The following is a 16690-nucleotide window of genomic DNA, read 5'->3' on the forward strand; positions in this document are numbered from 1 at the left end:
TCCTCCACTTATTTCACAGATACTTTGGAAAACAGATCAAAATATCCCACTGCTTTCTTATCTGTGATCACGGTCAGGTTACACACATCGTAAAGACGATGAAATACGGTAAAATCGCCGTCTTTATATCCGGTGCAGCCCAGACACAGCATATATTCCCCTGCCTCCAGAGGCATCACCTGTTTGAAGGTGATCTCACGGACATCGCCTGCCTTCTGCGGTTTCAGAGGCGTATGTTCATACATGGTATTGGTTCCTGTGATCTCGGTGCCTTTCAGATCTTTCAGGGTAAATGCAAAGATCGGATCACTGACATCTGCCTGGAACTTCACTTTCATCTGAACGGAAAATTCCTTGCCTTTTTCGATCACATTGGTGATCATTCCTGTATCATCCCGGATGGCAAAATCCACGATCTCGCCAAGCTTACTGCCGTATTCCAGGACCTTGGGATTCAGGTTCAGGCTGTCCTTCATAGCTTTACCGCTTCCGGTATGTGCTTTCAGTGAAACGTCTGCTCCGGCTGCCTGGTTCTCCGTCGTCTGTCCCTCTTCTGCATCGTCTGTGTTTTCTTCCAGATCTGCATCGTCATACTGATTGACCAGCACACGACGGTAAAGATTGACCATCTCCTTGGCACCACCCTCTGCAAGCTTCTCACCTTTGTTTAGAAGCACAACACGGTCACAGTATTTTCCGATGCTGCTCAGGTCATGGCTTACAAACAGAATGGTCTTCCCCATTTCCTTGAACTCTTCGAATTTTCGGTAACATTTTGCCTGAAAAAATACATCTCCTACGGAAAGAGCCTCATCAACGATCAGGATCTCCGGATCGATATTGATAGCTACCGCAAAAGCCAGACGCACGAACATACCACTGGAGTATGTTTTTACCGGCTGATAGATAAAATCACCGATATCTGCAAAATCCAGAATAGACTGCAGCTTGGCATCGATCTCTTCCCTGGAAAAACCGATCATGCTTCCGTTGAGATATACATTTTCAAGTCCGGAATATTCTCCGTTAAATCCGGCTCCCAGCTCCAGAAGCGCTGAGATCCTTCCGTTTACGGCTATTTCTCCGGCCGTAGGCGAAAGTACGCCGGTGATGATCTTCAGGATCGTGGATTTACCGGAACCATTTGTTCCGATAATTCCCACTGTTTCTCCCTTATGCACCTGAAAGGATACATGGTTGAGCGCATAATGCTCTTTATATTTCTTTTTTCTGGATAATCCCAGGGACTCCTTAAGACGATCCATAGGATTATCGTAAAGCTTGTACATCTTACTGACATCATTTACTGAAATCGCAATATCTTCTGCCATTTTCAACCTCACTTTTGTGTAAATCGTTCACTCTCACAATCTGCCGCCGTTCTGCTTTTTATCCTTACAGAGCAAATCCCCCATGGGAACTGTCCGGTCCGGATCAGGCGGATATCCGCCATCCGCATTCAATTAAAGCACATCTGCAAAATGCGGCTTCAGACGTTTGAATATCACAGATCCCAGTCCGAAAAGCAGGATCGTAACTACCCAGAAATAGATCGTCCATGAAGCATGGTTCCAGATTCCGATATGACCAAGCATGGAATCACGGTAGCCCGTAACTACATAGTACATCGGATTCAGCTTAAACAGCTTGATCAGCCATGGATGTGAAGAAAGCATATTGATATCCCACATGATCGGTGTAAGCCATACACCCACCTGAAGAAAAATACTGATGATCTGGGTCAGATCACGGAAAAAAATGACGATCGCACTTGTAGCATACACAAGTCCCAGTACAAAAAGGAAGGTGCAGACAGAGTAATAAATGATCTGCAGTGTATAAAGGCTTGGTGTATATCCGTAGCATGCACATAAGATCAGTGCAAAGGCCACAAAGAAAACATGCACGAAAAGTGCGGAGATGATCTTTACGATGGGAAGGATGCTGATCTTGAATACAACCTTCTTCACAAGATAATTGTATTCGATCAGGGCATTGGTTCCACCGTTTAATGCATCCTGGAAGAAAAACCACGGCACGATACCGGATACCAGATAGAGTACAAAAGGGTAATCCGATACCGTTCCGGCCTTCAGTCCTACGGAAAATACAAACCAGTAGACCAGGATCGTTACGATAGGCTGGATAAATGCCCAGACAATACCAAGATAGGATCCTGCATATTTTGTTTTGAAATCATTTTTTGCAAGGCTTAAAACCAGCTTTCGATTCTGGTACAGTTCCGCCGGCAAAGCTAATATTTTCTTCATTCTGCAATTCCTTATCGATTCTTATATTCCTCGAAGCTTCCCCACTTCTGGTCCTTGTCGGAGAAAATAAGCTCCATGCCTTCCGGGATCGGCCACTCAACGTTAATGTCCTTGTCATTCCAGATCAGTCCGCCCTCATCGTTTGGATGATAGAAATCAGAGCACTTGTAAGTGAACTCTGCATTCTCGGAAAGTACCAGGAAGCCATGAGCAAATCCCTTAGGAATAAAGAACTGTTTCTTGTTTTCTGCGGAAAGGACTACACCATACCATTTTCCAAAGGTCTTGGAGCCTTCACGAAGGTCAACCGCAACATCAAACACTTCTCCGTTTACCACACGTACCAGCTTATCCTGAGGATAGCTGATCTGGAAATGAAGTCCGCGGAGAACACCGTAACGGGAGCTGGACTGATTGTCCTGAACGAATTCCACATCAATGCCTGCTTCCTTGAAATCGTTATAATTGTATGTTTCCATGAAATATCCTCTGGAATCACCAAATACAGTTGGCTCGATCACTTTCAGTCCTTCAATATCTCCGCACTGTGTTACTTTTATTTTTCCCATTTTTTCTTTCTCCTTTTCTGTTTTGATTTATTTGTGATGTTTCTTTTCTTTTATTCTGAGAGCCGCAAGAAGGGCGATCAGGATCAGGATCATCGCTACCATGATCATAAGAAGGATCTTACGCAGGGCAGGAATGCTCTTTTTTTCGCTGGAGTCCTCTCCGGCTGTACTCTTCTCTGTTGTTTTGCTGTTATCTTCCCCTGCTGATTCTGTGGAAGCTTCCGCTTCGGAGCTGTCCGCTTCCTGGCTGTCCTCTGCCGCAGCGGTCGGTTCCGGTACCGGTGTATCAGTTGCCTGTGCAACACTTGCGGTACCGATCAGATAATCTCCGAAATAGTAACCGGTTTCTGTTTTCCCATTGGTATTCTCTGACTTCTCGGTAAGGGAATTCAGCTCCACCCCTTTTGGAAGGAATACATAGCCGCCATTTACTTCTGTTTTTGTGAAATTCTCAAATGCGTAATTAAACATAGCTGTACTGTCCATACAGGAATTGGAAAGCTCTGTTCCACGCATAGTCACTGCAATATATGTGGTATTATCTCTGGTCACTCCTGTGACAAGTGTATGCCCTGCCGCAACGGTAGTTCCGGTTTTTCCACCAATGCAGCCTTCATAGTAAAATCCGCTTTCCGGTGCAAACATAGGATGATGGGTATGCAGGATCCTCTGCTGGCTGTTCATATTTGTAGGCTGGATGATATAGTCCGGTGTGCCCACGACCGTACGGAATGTTTCATTTTTCAGGCCTTCTCGGAAGATCAGCGCCATATCCCGTGCTGAAGAATAATGATTATCATCCGGAAGTCCGCTGGAATTTGCAAAATGTGTATTGGTACATCCGATCTCACTGGCGCGCTGGTTCATCATATCGATAAATGCCTGCTCTGTCCCGCCGATATGCTCTGCGATCTGTGCCGCAACGTCATTGGCAGACTGGATGATCAGAGCATGAAGACAATCCTCCATAGTCAGGACTTCGCCCACCTTTGTGCCGATATTACTGGAATCTGCCGTAACATTACGCACCCCGGTCTCTGTAAAGGTCACCTTCTCATCCATGGTGGAGTTCTCCACTGCCACCAGCAAGGTCATGATCTTGGTAATGCTGGCCGGATATCTCTGTTCATCTCCGCCCTTGTTATAAAGAACAACTCCTGTGTCTGCATCCATCAGGATACCGGTATCTGAGGTAATATCCGGTCCTGCCGGCCATCCCTGGATCTGGTTGGTGCTGATATCATATTTCGCATTCAGATCCACTGCAGCCATGGTCTGTAACGGCAGCATCAACGCCACACTGACTGCTGCGAAAACTGCCAGTAATTTTTTTGTTTTTTTCATAGCTCTCCCCTTCTTCTGTTAAAACCCGTCAAAGGAAGCAATCGCATCCACAACTCTCTTCGCATCCTCCATATCCAGATTATAGAACATGGGCAGTCGCATAAGACGCTCGCTTTCTTTTGTAGTATAAACATCTTCTCCGGAAAATCTTCCGAATTTTTTTCCTGCCGGTGCGGAATGAAGGGGTACATAATGGAACACACTGCAGATATCCTTTTCGCGGAGATATTTCAGAAGCCTTGTGCGTACCTGGATATCATGTACCTTAATGTAGTACATATGTGCATTATGTGTGCATTCTTCCGGTACATAAGGCTGCTGGATCTTTCCTTCCTCCGCCAGAAACCTGAGGTTCTCATTGTAAAAATCATAGATCTGCATCCGCTTATCGCTGATCTTCTTATGCTGCTCCAGCTGGGCATAAAGATATGCCGCATTCAATTCGCTCGGAAGATAGGATGATCCATAATCCATCCAGCGATATTTATCTACCTGACCACGGAAAAACTTACTGCGGTCCGTTCCTTTTTCTCTCAGGATCTCTGCCTTCTCCAGGTACTGCTCCCCGTTGAACAGGATCGCACCGCCCTCTCCCATGGTATAGTTCTTAGTTTCATGGAAGCTGTAGCAGCCAAAATCTCCAATAGTACCAAGGGCTTTTCCCTTATAGTAGGCATCCACACCCTGGGCCGCGTCTTCCACTACCTTCAGATCATGTCTTCCGGCAATCTCCATGATCGTATCCATCTCGCAGGCTACTCCTGCATAATGGACCGGAACGATCGCGCGGGTCTTATCTGTGATCGCCTGTTCGATCAGCTTCTCGTCAATATTCATGGTATCCGGCCGGATATCCACAAATACGATCCTTGCACCGCGAAGCACAAATGCATCTGCCGTTGATACAAAAGTATAAGACGGCATGATCACCTCATCGCCAGGCTGGATATCTGCCAGAAAAGCAGCCATCTCCAGTGCATGGGTACAGGAGGTTGTCAGCATCACATGACCCACATGAAAGCGCTCTTCCATCCATGCAGAACATTTCTTCGTGTAGATCCCGTCGCCGCAGAGCATTCCCCGTTCTACTGCGTCACGGATGTACTCAAATTCCTTACCTGTAAACGCAGGTCTGTTAAAATCAATCATGTATTTCCTCTTTATTTCTTATTCTTCATGGTTTTTCTACATTAACTGCACATTCCATTTTCTCACACTCATGTTGTAAATTCAATGCCTATTTTTCTGCCGGTGCATAATCCGGGATCTGATTATGGTATGCCACCTCCTGGCCGTTGGGATCCAGAATATGCATTTCCTCATAAAACTCTTCTGTGAGAAGATCCATTTCCTTACGATTCTCTGTTTTTACATAATATAATGCCAGATACGGATTAGGGCCATGCTCAATGACCTTCTCTCCTTCCTGATAAAAGATCCAGGGCTTTTCCACCTGTTCTTTCTCTCCCAGCCGGACTGCCGCAGACTGATCTTCGATGGTAAGAAGCCTTCCCTGAAAATAAATGACAGCTCCACAGCACTGTGGTTTATGAACATCGTGTTCTGCAAGCATTTTTTTCAGCTTATCCGGATCATAGAGAGATGCAAGAAGAAGCTCTTCCATATTAAATCCATAGACCATATCGGTCAATTCATGCTCATATCCGAAAAATCGTGCGGCGATCTCGCAGACCTGGATACCTTCTCCTGGCTTCCAGAAAAACTGCATGGAAAGGGCTCCGTCTTTCTGACCGGTTCTGTCCGCATATGCCTGAAGAAGTTCTGTGGCAGGCTTTTCAACTTTTGACAATAATCTGGAAGGATACACATTTCTTGTGCTGATGGGGATCTCACCTTTGGCAACAAATGTCTTTTCACGGTCTGCAATACTGATCACATGGACTTTTCCATGCCGCACCCAGGTCATCATATTGAATTCATAGCCATCGTTATATTCTTCCACCAAAATCTCCGGCATATCAGAAAATCCTGCTGTTTTTTCTGCCCCGTTTATCAGCTCCTCCAGATCTTCGGATATATAGATCCCGCGGGAGCCGTATTTATCCAGTGGCTTGCTGACCACCGGATAGCGAAGTCCCTCAAGCAGCTCTTTCAGCTGAGTTCTTTTGGACCTGTCTTTAAAATATGCGATCGGGATTTTTCGAAAGCCCGGAGTGGGAAGTCCCAGTTCAGTAAGCAGTGCTCTGGTCGCTGATTTATCACGATACCAGGGAAGCTGCTCCGGTTTCAGATAACAGGGGATTCCTGCCCGGTCCGCGATCTTTACCATACATTCCAGAAGAAGGTCGGAAAAGGATGTGATGATCCCATCAATCTCTTTTTCTCGGCAGAGACAGGCGATCCGTTCCGTATCTGTTACCGGGATCTGAAATGCCTCATCTGCAAATTTTCTTGCCGGACCATCCGGATATCCGTCGCAGACAATGGTGTAGTATCCTTTTTCGCGGGCCTTCTGCACCAGCTGCTCAAATTCTCCCAACGTTCCCAGTATCAGCAATCTGTGTTTCATGATTCCGTTTCCTCCCATTCTCTTATGGAATCCGCGATATACTGCATTTCTTCTGCCCCGTATCTCTGGTCACAGGGAAGCGGCAGCACATTGGCAGCCCAGTCATATTCCATGGTATCCCTGTCAAATTCTTCCAAGATATTACGCCAGTTTGTCGGCACAAAAATCTTCCGGCCTGCCAGCCAGCGTCGAAGCTCTAATCCGTTCTTATGATAATACGGATAGGCAAACGGTCCCTCCGGCACCTCCCCTGTAAAAGCATTCCTTGAAGGAAGAAGCTGCGACAGCAGACGGTAGTTCTGTTCTCTTCTTGCTTTGATACCGGAATAATCCATAGTCCTGAGGAGGTTTCCGGTCAGACGGGACATTCGGCGGATCTCCATCTCATGATAATTTGCTGCATTATCCAGCATTTTCTGATAGAAGGTTCCGGCATCATATTCATAACGTCCCAGAATATGCTCCATTCTTCCCATGGAATGGTCCAGAGGCTTCTTTTCCGGTTCCAGTTCCGCATCGGTAGACAGATATGCTCCGTCACTGACTCCGAGAAATTTTCTGCAGGAGTACAGAGTGTCCACACCCGGCAGCGGCTTCTGAAAAAACGCATGCGTATGATCCACAATGATATTTCCATAGATTTTTTTATATTTCCGGATCTTATCATCGGTAAGCTGGCCATAATAATTTACCAGATACAGATATTCTCCTTCCGGAAGCGTTCTCTCCTCAAGAACCGGATGCAACCCTTCATCCATATGATAAAATTCGATTTCTGCCCCGGACCTCTCACAGGCACCGGTTACGGAATCGCAGAGAAAAAATGGCAGGTAGATCTTTTTGCACCTGCGTGCTTCCATCAGCCACAAAAGCGCTGTTCTTCCGAGATTCACGCCGCAGAGATCCGGATAGTATTCCTGTCCCGCCGGTTCTTCCAGTTCCAGATAGCCACCGATCTCTTTTTTCATCAGTCTGTCTCCTCCTGACGGATCACATAGTGCGGCATCTTTTTGGCCTCATTGAGAATATTCATGAGATAAATACCGATGATCCCGATCGAAAGCAATGTCAGTCCGAAAAATGCCAGCATCACAAGCATCAGAGATGTCCAGCCTTCCACTGAGATCCCGCACAGAAAATACCTCACCAGATAATAGATCCCCAGTAAAAAGCTTACCAGAAAACTGGCAATGCCGATGTTTCGCACCATAAGCAACGGAAATGCCGTATGGGCAGTAATATCATAGATGAGATCCTTCACAAGGCGGCGAAAAGAATATCCGCTCTTTCCATATGCACGTGCTGCATGCTGCACCGGAACATTGATGATACGGTTGGAGCTTAAAACCAGAAGATTTCCAATCTGCGGAAGATATGTATTGGTCTTCAGCATGGCTTCCACCAGAAAACGGCGGATCAGTCGATAACTGGTGATCTGAAGGTTCGGATCCTTGCCGAGCATTTTGGAAGTTGCCCATACAGACAGCTTTGTGCCCAGCTTCCGGATCAGATTATGCTTACGTCCTTCATAGCTTGCAATGATCACATCCACATCGTCACGTTCCTTCATTACATTGATCATTTTGGGGAGCTCCTCAGGCTGATGCTGAAGGTCATCATCCATAGTTACGATGAACTCTCCCTTTGCGTGGGCAAATCCGCACAGAAGCGCAGGATGCTGTCCGAAATTCCTTGCCATCTGGATGATCTTGACACGGGGATCTTTTTCCCGGAGTTCTTGCATAACCGCAAAAGACCGGTCCCTGGACCCGTCATCTACAAGGATCAGTTCAAATTCTTCTTTTATCGTTTCCCGGAATACTTTTTCCAGACGGGTGTACAGTTCCTGCAGCGTATGTTCTGAATTGTATACAGGAACAACCACTGAATATAAACACATATCGTTTTTCCTCTCTTTTGTATCAATTGACACTTATCGTTTAATCTTATCATTTTCATTTCCTGTTGTAAACCATTACATTGTTCAAACATTTTCTTGCATAAACCTGCCGGATGATATATATTGATTATCAGTCTATGATAATCGCATTTATGATATGGAGGAAACATGACAAAAATCAAAGATTATATTCAGCTTCATCTGAATATCCTGCTGTTTTCTCTTACCAGCGTTTTTTCCAAGCTTGCATCGGTTTATTACAATAAAGAAGGGCTTCATAGTCCTCTTCTCTATGTATTTCTTTTTCTTATGATCGCAAACTGTGGGATCTACGCCATTGCATGGCAGCAGGTGATCAAAAAATTTTCCCTTTCCACGGCCTACGCCAACAAAAGCGTCTATCTTCTGTGGTCCCAGGTATGGGCTGTGATCATTTTTCACGAAAATCTTTCGCTTCAGAACATCATCGGCATCCTGATCGTTCTGATCGGAGTCTGGATGGTGCAGAGATATGAATAGAACATTTATGCTGATCATGCTGGCCGGAACCTTTTTTTCGGCAATTTCCCAGGTACTTCTGAAGCAGAGTGCCAATATGGAATACAAAAATCCCCTCCGGGAATATCTGAACTGGCGGGTGATCTTGGCCTATGGTATCTTTTTTGGAGTGTTACTCCTGAATACCTGGTGCTACACCAAAGTGGATATGAAATTCGGACCGGTGATCGATACTGCCGCCTATGTTTTTGTCCTGCTGTTTTCCTGGCGGATCCTGAAAGAAAAGATTTCCCGCGGAAAGATCATCGGAAATCTGATCATCATCCTGGGAATCCTTGTTTATACCTTATGATCATAAAAATGCCGGCAGCTTTATGTTCGCTGCCGGCATTTTTTTATTTTTTCTTATTTGCTGCGGATACAGTTGTGTATACACCCTCTTCATCGAATGTATAGCTCTTTCCGTTTTTCTCAATAGTACAGTTTTTGTACATGATTCCTGTTTCCGGATCAAAATAATATCTCTTTCCGTCCAGTTTGAGCCAGCCTCTCTGCATCTTTCCATTGGAGCCAAAATAATAGGTATGGCTTTCATTGTTTCCGCTCCATGTATAGAATACCTTTTTGACCATAACGCCGTCACCGCCAAAATAATATACATCATTCCTGCTGTTCATGTACCGCACGTGTTTCATCATGTATCCGTATTTGGACTGAAAATAATAATAGTCCTTTCCAACCTTTTTCATGCCCTTTAATGCATGTCCGTTTTTGTCAAAATAATATTTTTTCTCCTTATAGGTGATCCAGGTATTTTTCACAAGGACTCCATTTTTGTCTACATATCTGGAAATATTCTTGGAATCTCTGATCAGCTTTGAACGGCACATTCCTGCGGTCTTATGGATATAATATTTCTTATTTTTCACCTGAACCCAGCCGTATTTTTTGACACCATTGACATAATAAAATTTCTTTCCGTTCTCTGTTGCCCAGCCGGTTTTTCCTTTATAGTTGCTGGTATCCGGTCTGGTGGATGCTTTGTATCCGGTCTGTACATGCCATCTGGGTGTGATGATCTTGGTATAATCAACATAACCGAAGTCAATATCTACAGTAGAATAAGACGGGATTCCCGCAACCAGACCCTTGGTGGTATTCAGATATCCGCCACCGTCACCATCGGTGGACTGCCAGATGGTATATTTGTACTTTTTCTTGTCAGGAGCCGGGATCGTATCACCATACCGCGCAAGCCATACATCATAACCTGTCATCTTGCTCCAGTCAAGCTTGTTGTCATACCAGTCTGTATTGCAGTAGATCATTGGATGATATCCGGCTTTTTTTACCTCATTGCAGAAGGTCTTTGCCAGATCCGCGATCTGTGATGCGGAAAGATTGCGCATCTGATCATATTCAATGTCATAAACCACCGGATAGGATACTTTATATCCATCCATTTTACGGATGGCAAGCTGTGCTTCCTTCAGTGCCTGCTGTGTGTTCAGCGCAAGGCTGTACACATAGGTTCCTGTCGGAACTCCTGCCTTCTCTGCCTGTTTCATGTTGTAATCATATGTCTTATCCAGATGGTTCAGACCATAGGAGATCCTGACAAAGGCAAAATCTACATTAGATTTTTTGACCTGGCTCCAGTTGATGGTATCCTGCCACTCAGAAACATCGATTCCACGTGTGACAGCACCTTCCAGCTTCTGGCCGCTTCCGTTATAGCAGACACCGTTGATCTTCTTCCAGGCCTTTGAACTTGCCCTGGAATCCTGTGTTGCCTTCCCGCTGGGGACCTTTTCTTCCTCAGCAACTGCCTCGCTTCGGTCTACGCCTCCGCCGCCCATGGCCATCGCTGTAGTTCCCATTGTTCCGATTCCCAGCAGTGCTGCCATACAGCCTGACACCAACCATTTCTTCCAGTTTTTCATTTTAGTTTCCTTCCATAAATTATGTTGTTTATTTGTGCATGACTTTTATTATACATATGAAAAAATGGAAAGTAAAGCCATATATGGAAAAAGACCGATGTCAGCTTCATACAGCTGAACATCGGTCTTCAGTTATTCTATATATTTCTTTCTGGTACTGTTCGGTAAAGATCACGGAACTTCCGGGTCTGTAGGATCAAAGTTTCCGGCTCCACGGAAGGTTGCCAGCGGTCTGCGGCCTAACGGTCCCTTGAAGGATTCATTGTTAACGTAATTTCCGCTGCTGTAAATGTGGATCGTAGAACCGTTACAGTTCTCAAATACCCACTTCGCATCAGCCACACAGGTACGGATACATCCGTGAGATGCAGGCTGACCAAGCTTCAGGTACTCGCCTGCCGGAAGATTATAAACACTCCTGGTCGATCCGGCTACGGAATGGATAAAGATTCCTCCCTGTCCGCATCCGTCAACATGTGTTCCATACTGTCCCCAGGACGGTCCCATCAGTGGCTGCCATCTCAGACTGCGGGTCAGTCTGTATGTACCATCCCATGTAGGTGTTCCGGAGAGACCTACAGAAACACGGATTGTCTTAACAGGAATGGTCTTGCTACTATTTGTGTATACAGTCATAACACCGTTGGTCTTATCAACCTCCAGGTAATATGGTCCTCCGTAAATACTGGAAACATCATTACGGCGGTAACCATCCTTATCAAAGTAATACAGTTTTCCATCGATCCATCTGCTTGTATTGGTCAGATACTTGGAACCGCTGTCCGGATCGATATATTTGACCTGATCATAGTAATCGCTGACGATCACCCAGCCGGTGGAAAAACGTCCCTGGCTGTCCAGATAACCATTTACGGAACCACGCTTCATGGATTTATTTGTCACAACGGTATAGTTCTGCAGATAGTACCAGTATTTACCTACCTTCTGCCAGCCTGACTTTTTCAGAACACCGTTGCCACCTGCATAATACCACTTATTCTGGTAACGGATCAATGTACTCTTGTACATCCAGCCTCTGTGCGCATTGGCATCTGATGTTGCAAAGAAATAGTATTTTTTGCCGATCTTTGTTTTTCCTGTTGCAAGCTGTCCTGTGCTATTAAAGTAATAGCTCTTTTTGGAGGACTTGTTTGTTATCATCTGGCTCTTATAGTGGTTTCCGTTTTTGTCAAAGTAAAACCATCCGAAGAACTGGCCTTTTGCGTCGGTCACCTTCTGCCAGCCATATTTTTCAACAACTTTTCCTGCTGTGCTTCCGAAATAATAAATCTTGTTGGATGCACCCGGGCAGCCATGCCAGCAGTTCTTCCAGGAAACTCTCTGGCCATTGCCTCCGAAATAATATCTGCTGCCTTTATACTTCACAAGTTTTTTTGTAATGATGCGGCCCTTGCTGTCTGAAACATAATATGCGTTATTCTGCGCCTTCGCCATTGTATTCGTCATAACATAGCCGCTGGCATTCAGCATATATCGATATTTCTTGGACATTACAGGTGATACATAAACTCCATGTTTCATGATCTGTCCACGTGTGGCAGCCTTCGGACTACAATAGATAAAACGTTTCTGATTTTTGCTGTTTAAAACATATGTCCATCCGCCATAAAAAAGCTTTCCTGGAATCTCTCCTGCCTTTGATGCCGGCTGGAAGTAATACTGATATGTTGTGGAACCGGTTGTCAGCTTCAAGATTCCTGTTCGCGGTTTTCCGTTACGCATCAGTGTATAATAAGCATTTCCGATCTTCTTGATCTTGCCTACAAGGTTCTGAGCCTCTATGGATTTGTAATCACCCTGGGAATTATAATAGCGGAAAACAGTTCCTGTCCATAACCAGTAATTTCTCTTCTGCTGGCCAAGATTGGATGTCCACGGTGTGATTGCTTTTCCGGTGGAATCCGAATACAGGGAAGCTTTGGAGTTTTCGAGGAAATACCATTCTGTCTTCTGTGTTCCGGTATAACCTGCTGCACCTGGCTCACGGGTCATACGGCCGGTTACCAGATATCCGTCTTCATTAAAAAGATAATATCCCACATGTCCGTTGGTATTGATCTTAAGAAGACCATCCTGCGCAGTAAAATAATTATCTTCGATGGAACCTGTTTCTGATACCTGAGAAGCGTTCCCTTCATCCTGGGCAAGAGTCTCTGCGTTATCTACGCTCTCTGATGTTTCGACTGCCGTCTCTGTTTCTGCGGGTGCTGTCTCTGCGGATGCTGTCTCTGCAGAAGCTTCTGCTGCGGATACTTCCTCTGTAGAAACTTCTTCTGCTGCACCTTCCTCGGCTGCAGTCTCCTGCTCTCCTTCTGCTGACTCATTCTGGAGTACCTGAGCCTGCTCACTCTCTGCTGCACCATCCGGAAGCTCTTCAGTCTGCTGTACCTCCTGTGCTGCTGCAGCTGTTTCATCAACTGTTGTTTTCTGCTCTTCTTCGCTGCTTTCTGCCGGATCCTCAGAAGCTTTTCCCTCCGGGGCTGCAGATGCAGCAACCTTCTTTTTGCGGAGTCTGTAAAAACCGTTTGCAGAAACCCAGTCACTTGTCTTGGCAACGACTACACCGTTTACCAGTGATGCTCCGGTAGTAGAAGTTTCCTCTGCCTTGTTGTTCTCTACTTTGTTCTGTACTGCGGTATCTGCTGACGGTGCATCCAGTTCCTGTGCATCACCTGCACTGAAATCATCGCCCGGATCTGTACTGTCTTCTGTTGTCACATCCGGTGCTTCTGTAGTTTCCGGTGTCTCTGTAATCTCCGGTGTTTCTATAACATCCGGTGTCTCTGCGGGGTTCTCCGGTGCAACAGGTGTTTCTTCTGAACTGTCTGTACTGTCAGTACTACCTGTCTGATCCTCTTCTGTCTCCGGCTGCTGTACAGTCGTTTCCGCTTCATCACTGAATACATCCTCAGCCGGATTGCCGGCTGTCTCTGCTGCCATCTGCACGTCTGTACTTCCCAAAGCCGCAGCGCCGGCTTCCAGAGTTCCGCCCATGCATAATGTCAGACTGAGAAAAATTGCCACAACTCTTCTCTTCACAATAATCCCTCCTGATCATGCTGCTGTAAATAATTATTGTATCTGTTACGTATCATTCGCCCAGTCCGCCTTCGATAAGAGCCACAAGCGCATCTATCGCAGCCTGTTCATCCTCACCCTCGCAGACCAGTGTGATCTCATCCCCGCTTTTAACACAGGCACCCAGAACACTCAGAACACTTTTGGCATTCGCTGTACCTCCGGCATACTGAAATGTTATGGACGATTTGTATTTTATTGCCTCGCCGCACAAAAGCCCTGCGGGACGAAGATGAAGCCCTGACGGGTTCCTGACCGTTACCTTATAACTTAACATTGCTGCTGTCTCCCTTTATATTACTTATCCTTCAAGCCTTGTCCAAAGCTGTGATTACTTACTGACTGCTGCTGTCTACATTGGAAACCTTGGAGATTTTGATCTCGGCGGTTACATCCTCCAGCAGCTTGTAGCCTTCCGGAAGACTGATTTTGATCGGTACTTCGTAGCTTCCCTCCTCCCAGTCATCCATGGAAAGTACTGCTCCCACCGACTTCAGATCAAATTGGGAAAGATCTCCTTCTTCCGCCTGCACCTTCAGTTCAATATCCGCAACTTCAAATGCCAGCTGCAGATCATCAGGCAGACCCTTTACTTTGATATCCTCTGTCGGGAAGCTGTATATCTTACTGCCCTCCGGCAGGATATTGACTGTGATCCAGAGGTCCGTACTGGATCCTGATGTCAGCTTGAGGCCATCCGGAAGAAGCTCTGACAGGTTTACTTTCTTTTCCACGTCATTGCTCTTTCCTGAAATATCCACATTCTCATTGTCTAGATAAATGGTATTTCCCTGAAGTTTCAGATTGTTCAGTGCTTCCTCACTTCCGGCTACGCTGAAAGTCTCCGGTACTGTTGTGACACTATCCACAACATAGCCTTCTGCTGGTTCCCCTGTATATCCCGCACTGATCCGTATATCAGAACGCACCTTCCAGAGCTTTGCCGTGACATTAACCTTTCCGTTGTTGTCAAATTTCAGATAGCTCATGGAATTTGATGAAAGAGTGTCCTGATTCTTATCTGTGATAGTCAGTTCTGCGTCCGTGATCATCGTATCCTGATCGATCCCGTCAAGTTTTGAACTTACATCCACACTCACACTATCTATTTTACCAACCAGAGATTCCGGTCCTGTAATACGGACTTTTTCCGGATTTGCGGTGAGCGAAGCAATCTCCAGCCCCTGTGCCGGCTTGCTGTCATCACTGGTAACATTGATCGCAAATTCTTTGGTCACCTTTTTTTCCAGATGGACACTCAGATTCTGCGGTGATACACTAATGTTTTCCGGCAGTATCCCGGAGCAGGTCGCTGTAATGGGAATCATTACAGGATCTGTATCGGTAGACTGGGCCTGCTGCAGATCCGCAACTGCCTTAATATCACTTGAGGTGAGACGGTTGACTGTCTTCCGATCACCTGTAATATAAACACGTACGGAATTTTCACGGTCATCCTGCATGACCATCTCACCCAGCTGATCCACATAAGCTTCGTTAATGATCTGCACATCTGAGATCACAAAGCCTTTCGTAATGATAGGGTCATCAACATTTACTACGATCAGCCACACCAGGATTCCCACAATAATCGACATGATCTTCAAAGGGATGTTCTTAGTCAGATTTTTCTTCATGTTTCACTCTCCCTTTCAGCAGATTTCTCAGCTTACCGTTGTCAACAACCTTTTTATTCTGAGCAGAAACAAGTACTTCACGAAGCTGCTTGCTGTTAAGCCCTCTGGACAGTTCTCCGCCTCTGGCCACTGAAACCTGTCCTGTCTCTTCCGAAACAATGATCGTAAGAGAATCCGTAGCTTCGCTGATACCCACACCTGCTCTGTGTCTTGTTCCCAGCTGTTTGCTCAGTTCCATATTATCTGAAAGAGGCAGATAGCAGGTTGCTGCTACTACACGGTTCCCACGCACGATCACCGCTCCGTCATGAAGAGGTGTATTATGCTCAAAAATATTGATCAGCAGCTGACTGGTAAGGATACCGTCAATATTGATACCGGTTCTCACATATTCGTCAAGCCGGATCTCTTCCTCGATCACGATCAGTGCTCCGGTCTTAACTTCACCCATATCAAAACAGGCCTTTACCAGTTCGTTGATAGTCTTGTCATTGAAACGCTCCTGCACTTCCCTGCCGGAATCAAAGGGAATAATGTTGGAAACAAACTTCTTCTGTCCCAGCTGCTCCAGCGCCTTCCTCAGCTCCGGCTGAAAGATTACGATCACACCGATCACCAGCACATTAGCCAGGTTCCGGAAGATCCAGAGGATCGTATTCATTTTGAAGATATATGCGACCAGGATAAATCCAAGGACGATCAAAATGCCCTTCAGAAGGGTATATGCACGTGTAAATTTAATCCATGCCATAAACTGATATACAAAAAAGGAAATCAGTCCGATCTCAATGATATCTATCACGCCAAATCCCGGAAGGGAAATCTTCCCCAGATATCCGGCCACAACTGTCAGCACATTCTGCATAAGTCTCCTCCTTTCTTCCTGAGCTATTCCAATCG

15 protein-coding genes are annotated in these 16690 nt (G+C 45.7%); 2 read left to right on the plus strand and 13 right to left on the minus strand.

Going from position 1 to position 16690, the window contains the following annotated elements; translation table 11 throughout:
• Positions 1–8 precede the first annotated feature (8 nt).
• The 8 genes from BN3261_RS09625 to BN3261_RS09660 all read right to left on the minus strand — a co-directional run bounded on the left by BN3261_RS09625 (position 9) and on the right by BN3261_RS09660 (position 8613).
• Positions 9–1331: an ABC transporter ATP-binding protein gene (locus BN3261_RS09625; protein ID WP_021651905.1), complete on the minus strand. Its 1323-nt coding sequence runs from the start codon at positions 1329–1331 to the stop codon at positions 9–11.
• Between the two features lie 132 nt (positions 1332–1463).
• Entirely contained in the window at positions 1464–2270 is an 807-nt protein-coding gene (locus tag BN3261_RS09630; protein ID WP_015527413.1) for an ABC transporter permease, read from the minus strand.
• Between the two features lie 11 nt (positions 2271–2281).
• Positions 2282–2839, minus strand: coding sequence for a dTDP-4-dehydrorhamnose 3,5-epimerase (gene rfbC / locus BN3261_RS09635; RefSeq protein WP_015527414.1), 558 nt, complete (start codon positions 2837–2839; stop codon positions 2282–2284).
• 27 nt (positions 2840–2866) lie between these two features.
• Entirely contained in the window at positions 2867–4183 is a 1317-nt protein-coding gene (locus tag BN3261_RS09640) for a D-alanyl-D-alanine carboxypeptidase family protein (RefSeq protein ID WP_059086141.1), read from the minus strand.
• Between the two features lie 18 nt (positions 4184–4201).
• Positions 4202–5332 (minus strand): dTDP-4-amino-4,6-dideoxygalactose transaminase, encoded by a 1131-nt coding sequence (rffA, locus tag BN3261_RS09645; RefSeq protein ID WP_021651902.1) that lies wholly within the window; start codon positions 5330–5332, stop codon positions 4202–4204.
• A gap of 88 nt (positions 5333–5420) precedes the next feature.
• On the minus strand, positions 5421–6713 hold the full coding sequence (locus tag BN3261_RS09650; protein ID WP_059086142.1) for an ATP-grasp domain-containing protein: 1293 nt from the start codon (positions 6711–6713) through the stop codon (positions 5421–5423).
• Entirely contained in the window at positions 6710–7681 is a 972-nt protein-coding gene (locus tag BN3261_RS09655; RefSeq protein ID WP_059086143.1) for a hypothetical protein, read from the minus strand. The genes BN3261_RS09650 and BN3261_RS09655 overlap by 4 nt, the downstream gene beginning before the upstream one ends.
• The gene (locus tag BN3261_RS09660; protein WP_015527419.1) at positions 7681–8613 is read right to left on the minus strand and encodes a glycosyltransferase family 2 protein; all 933 of its coding nucleotides are present in this window, start codon (positions 8611–8613) and stop codon (positions 7681–7683) included. Before BN3261_RS09660 ends, BN3261_RS09655 begins: the two co-directional genes overlap by 1 nt.
• A 168-nt stretch (positions 8614–8781) precedes the next feature.
• Between BN3261_RS09660 and BN3261_RS09665 the strand changes: the two genes are divergently transcribed.
• The gene (locus BN3261_RS09665) at positions 8782–9132 is read left to right on the plus strand and encodes an EamA family transporter (protein ID WP_015527420.1); all 351 of its coding nucleotides are present in this window, start codon (positions 8782–8784) and stop codon (positions 9130–9132) included.
• Positions 9125–9463 carry an EamA family transporter gene (locus BN3261_RS09670; RefSeq protein WP_015527421.1) on the plus strand — a complete coding sequence of 113 codons (339 nt, stop codon included), beginning with the start codon at positions 9125–9127 and terminating at the stop codon, positions 9461–9463. Before BN3261_RS09665 ends, BN3261_RS09670 begins: the two co-directional genes overlap by 8 nt.
• 43 nt (positions 9464–9506) lie before the next feature.
• Here BN3261_RS09670 and BN3261_RS09675 read toward each other — a convergent pair whose 3' ends face one another.
• The 5 genes from BN3261_RS09675 to cdaA form a co-directional block, all read right to left on the minus strand.
• Entirely contained in the window at positions 9507–11054 is a 1548-nt protein-coding gene (locus BN3261_RS09675; RefSeq protein WP_059086144.1) for a GH25 family lysozyme, read from the minus strand.
• Between the two features lie 171 nt (positions 11055–11225).
• A complete protein-coding gene (locus tag BN3261_RS09680) occupies positions 11226–14114 on the minus strand; it encodes a L,D-transpeptidase family protein (RefSeq protein WP_059086145.1) in 2889 nt (962 codons plus the stop codon).
• Positions 14115–14166: 52 nt separating this feature from the next.
• Positions 14167–14430 (minus strand): HPr family phosphocarrier protein, encoded by a 264-nt coding sequence (locus BN3261_RS09685; protein ID WP_015527424.1) that lies wholly within the window; start codon positions 14428–14430, stop codon positions 14167–14169.
• Positions 14431–14488: 58 nt separating this feature from the next.
• Positions 14489–15790, minus strand: a complete 1302-nt coding sequence (locus BN3261_RS09690; protein WP_059086146.1) for a CdaR family protein — start codon at positions 15788–15790, stop codon at positions 14489–14491.
• The gene (gene cdaA, locus BN3261_RS09695) at positions 15771–16655 is read right to left on the minus strand and encodes a diadenylate cyclase CdaA (RefSeq protein WP_015527426.1); all 885 of its coding nucleotides are present in this window, start codon (positions 16653–16655) and stop codon (positions 15771–15773) included. The genes BN3261_RS09690 and cdaA overlap by 20 nt, the downstream gene beginning before the upstream one ends.
• Between the last annotated feature and the right edge of the window lie 35 nt (positions 16656–16690).

Origin of the sequence: Blautia massiliensis (ex Durand et al. 2017) (assembly GCF_001487165.1) — a bacterium.
Classification (GTDB): domain Bacteria; phylum Bacillota; class Clostridia; order Lachnospirales; family Lachnospiraceae; genus Blautia_A; species Blautia_A fusiformis.

Excerpts from the sequence above, each read along its gene's own strand:
- BN3261_RS09625 (WP_021651905.1), bottom strand. The coding sequence starts at position 1,331 with ATGGCAGAAGATATTGCGATTTCAGTAAATGATGTCAGTAAGATGTAC.
- BN3261_RS09630 (WP_015527413.1), bottom strand. The coding sequence starts at position 2,270 with ATGAAGAAAATATTAGCTTTGCCGGCGGAACTGTACCAGAATCGAAAG.
- rfbC (WP_015527414.1), bottom strand. The coding sequence starts at position 2,839 with ATGGGAAAAATAAAAGTAACACAGTGCGGAGATATTGAAGGACTGAAA.
- BN3261_RS09640 (WP_059086141.1), bottom strand. The coding sequence starts at position 4,183 with ATGAAAAAAACAAAAAAATTACTGGCAGTTTTCGCAGCAGTCAGTGTG.
- rffA (WP_021651902.1), bottom strand. The coding sequence starts at position 5,332 with ATGATTGATTTTAACAGACCTGCGTTTACAGGTAAGGAATTTGAGTAC.
- BN3261_RS09650 (WP_059086142.1), bottom strand. The coding sequence starts at position 6,713 with ATGAAACACAGATTGCTGATACTGGGAACGTTGGGAGAATTTGAGCAG.
- BN3261_RS09655 (WP_059086143.1), bottom strand. The coding sequence starts at position 7,681 with ATGAAAAAAGAGATCGGTGGCTATCTGGAACTGGAAGAACCGGCGGGA.
- BN3261_RS09660 (WP_015527419.1), bottom strand. The coding sequence starts at position 8,613 with ATGTGTTTATATTCAGTGGTTGTTCCTGTATACAATTCAGAACATACG.
- BN3261_RS09665 (WP_015527420.1), top strand. The coding sequence starts at position 8,782 with ATGACAAAAATCAAAGATTATATTCAGCTTCATCTGAATATCCTGCTG.
- BN3261_RS09670 (WP_015527421.1), top strand. The coding sequence starts at position 9,125 with ATGAATAGAACATTTATGCTGATCATGCTGGCCGGAACCTTTTTTTCG.
- BN3261_RS09675 (WP_059086144.1), bottom strand. The coding sequence starts at position 11,054 with ATGAAAAACTGGAAGAAATGGTTGGTGTCAGGCTGTATGGCAGCACTG.
- BN3261_RS09685 (WP_015527424.1), bottom strand. The coding sequence starts at position 14,430 with ATGTTAAGTTATAAGGTAACGGTCAGGAACCCGTCAGGGCTTCATCTT.
- BN3261_RS09690 (WP_059086146.1), bottom strand. The coding sequence starts at position 15,790 with ATGAAGAAAAATCTGACTAAGAACATCCCTTTGAAGATCATGTCGATT.
- cdaA (WP_015527426.1), bottom strand. The coding sequence starts at position 16,655 with ATGCAGAATGTGCTGACAGTTGTGGCCGGATATCTGGGGAAGATTTCC.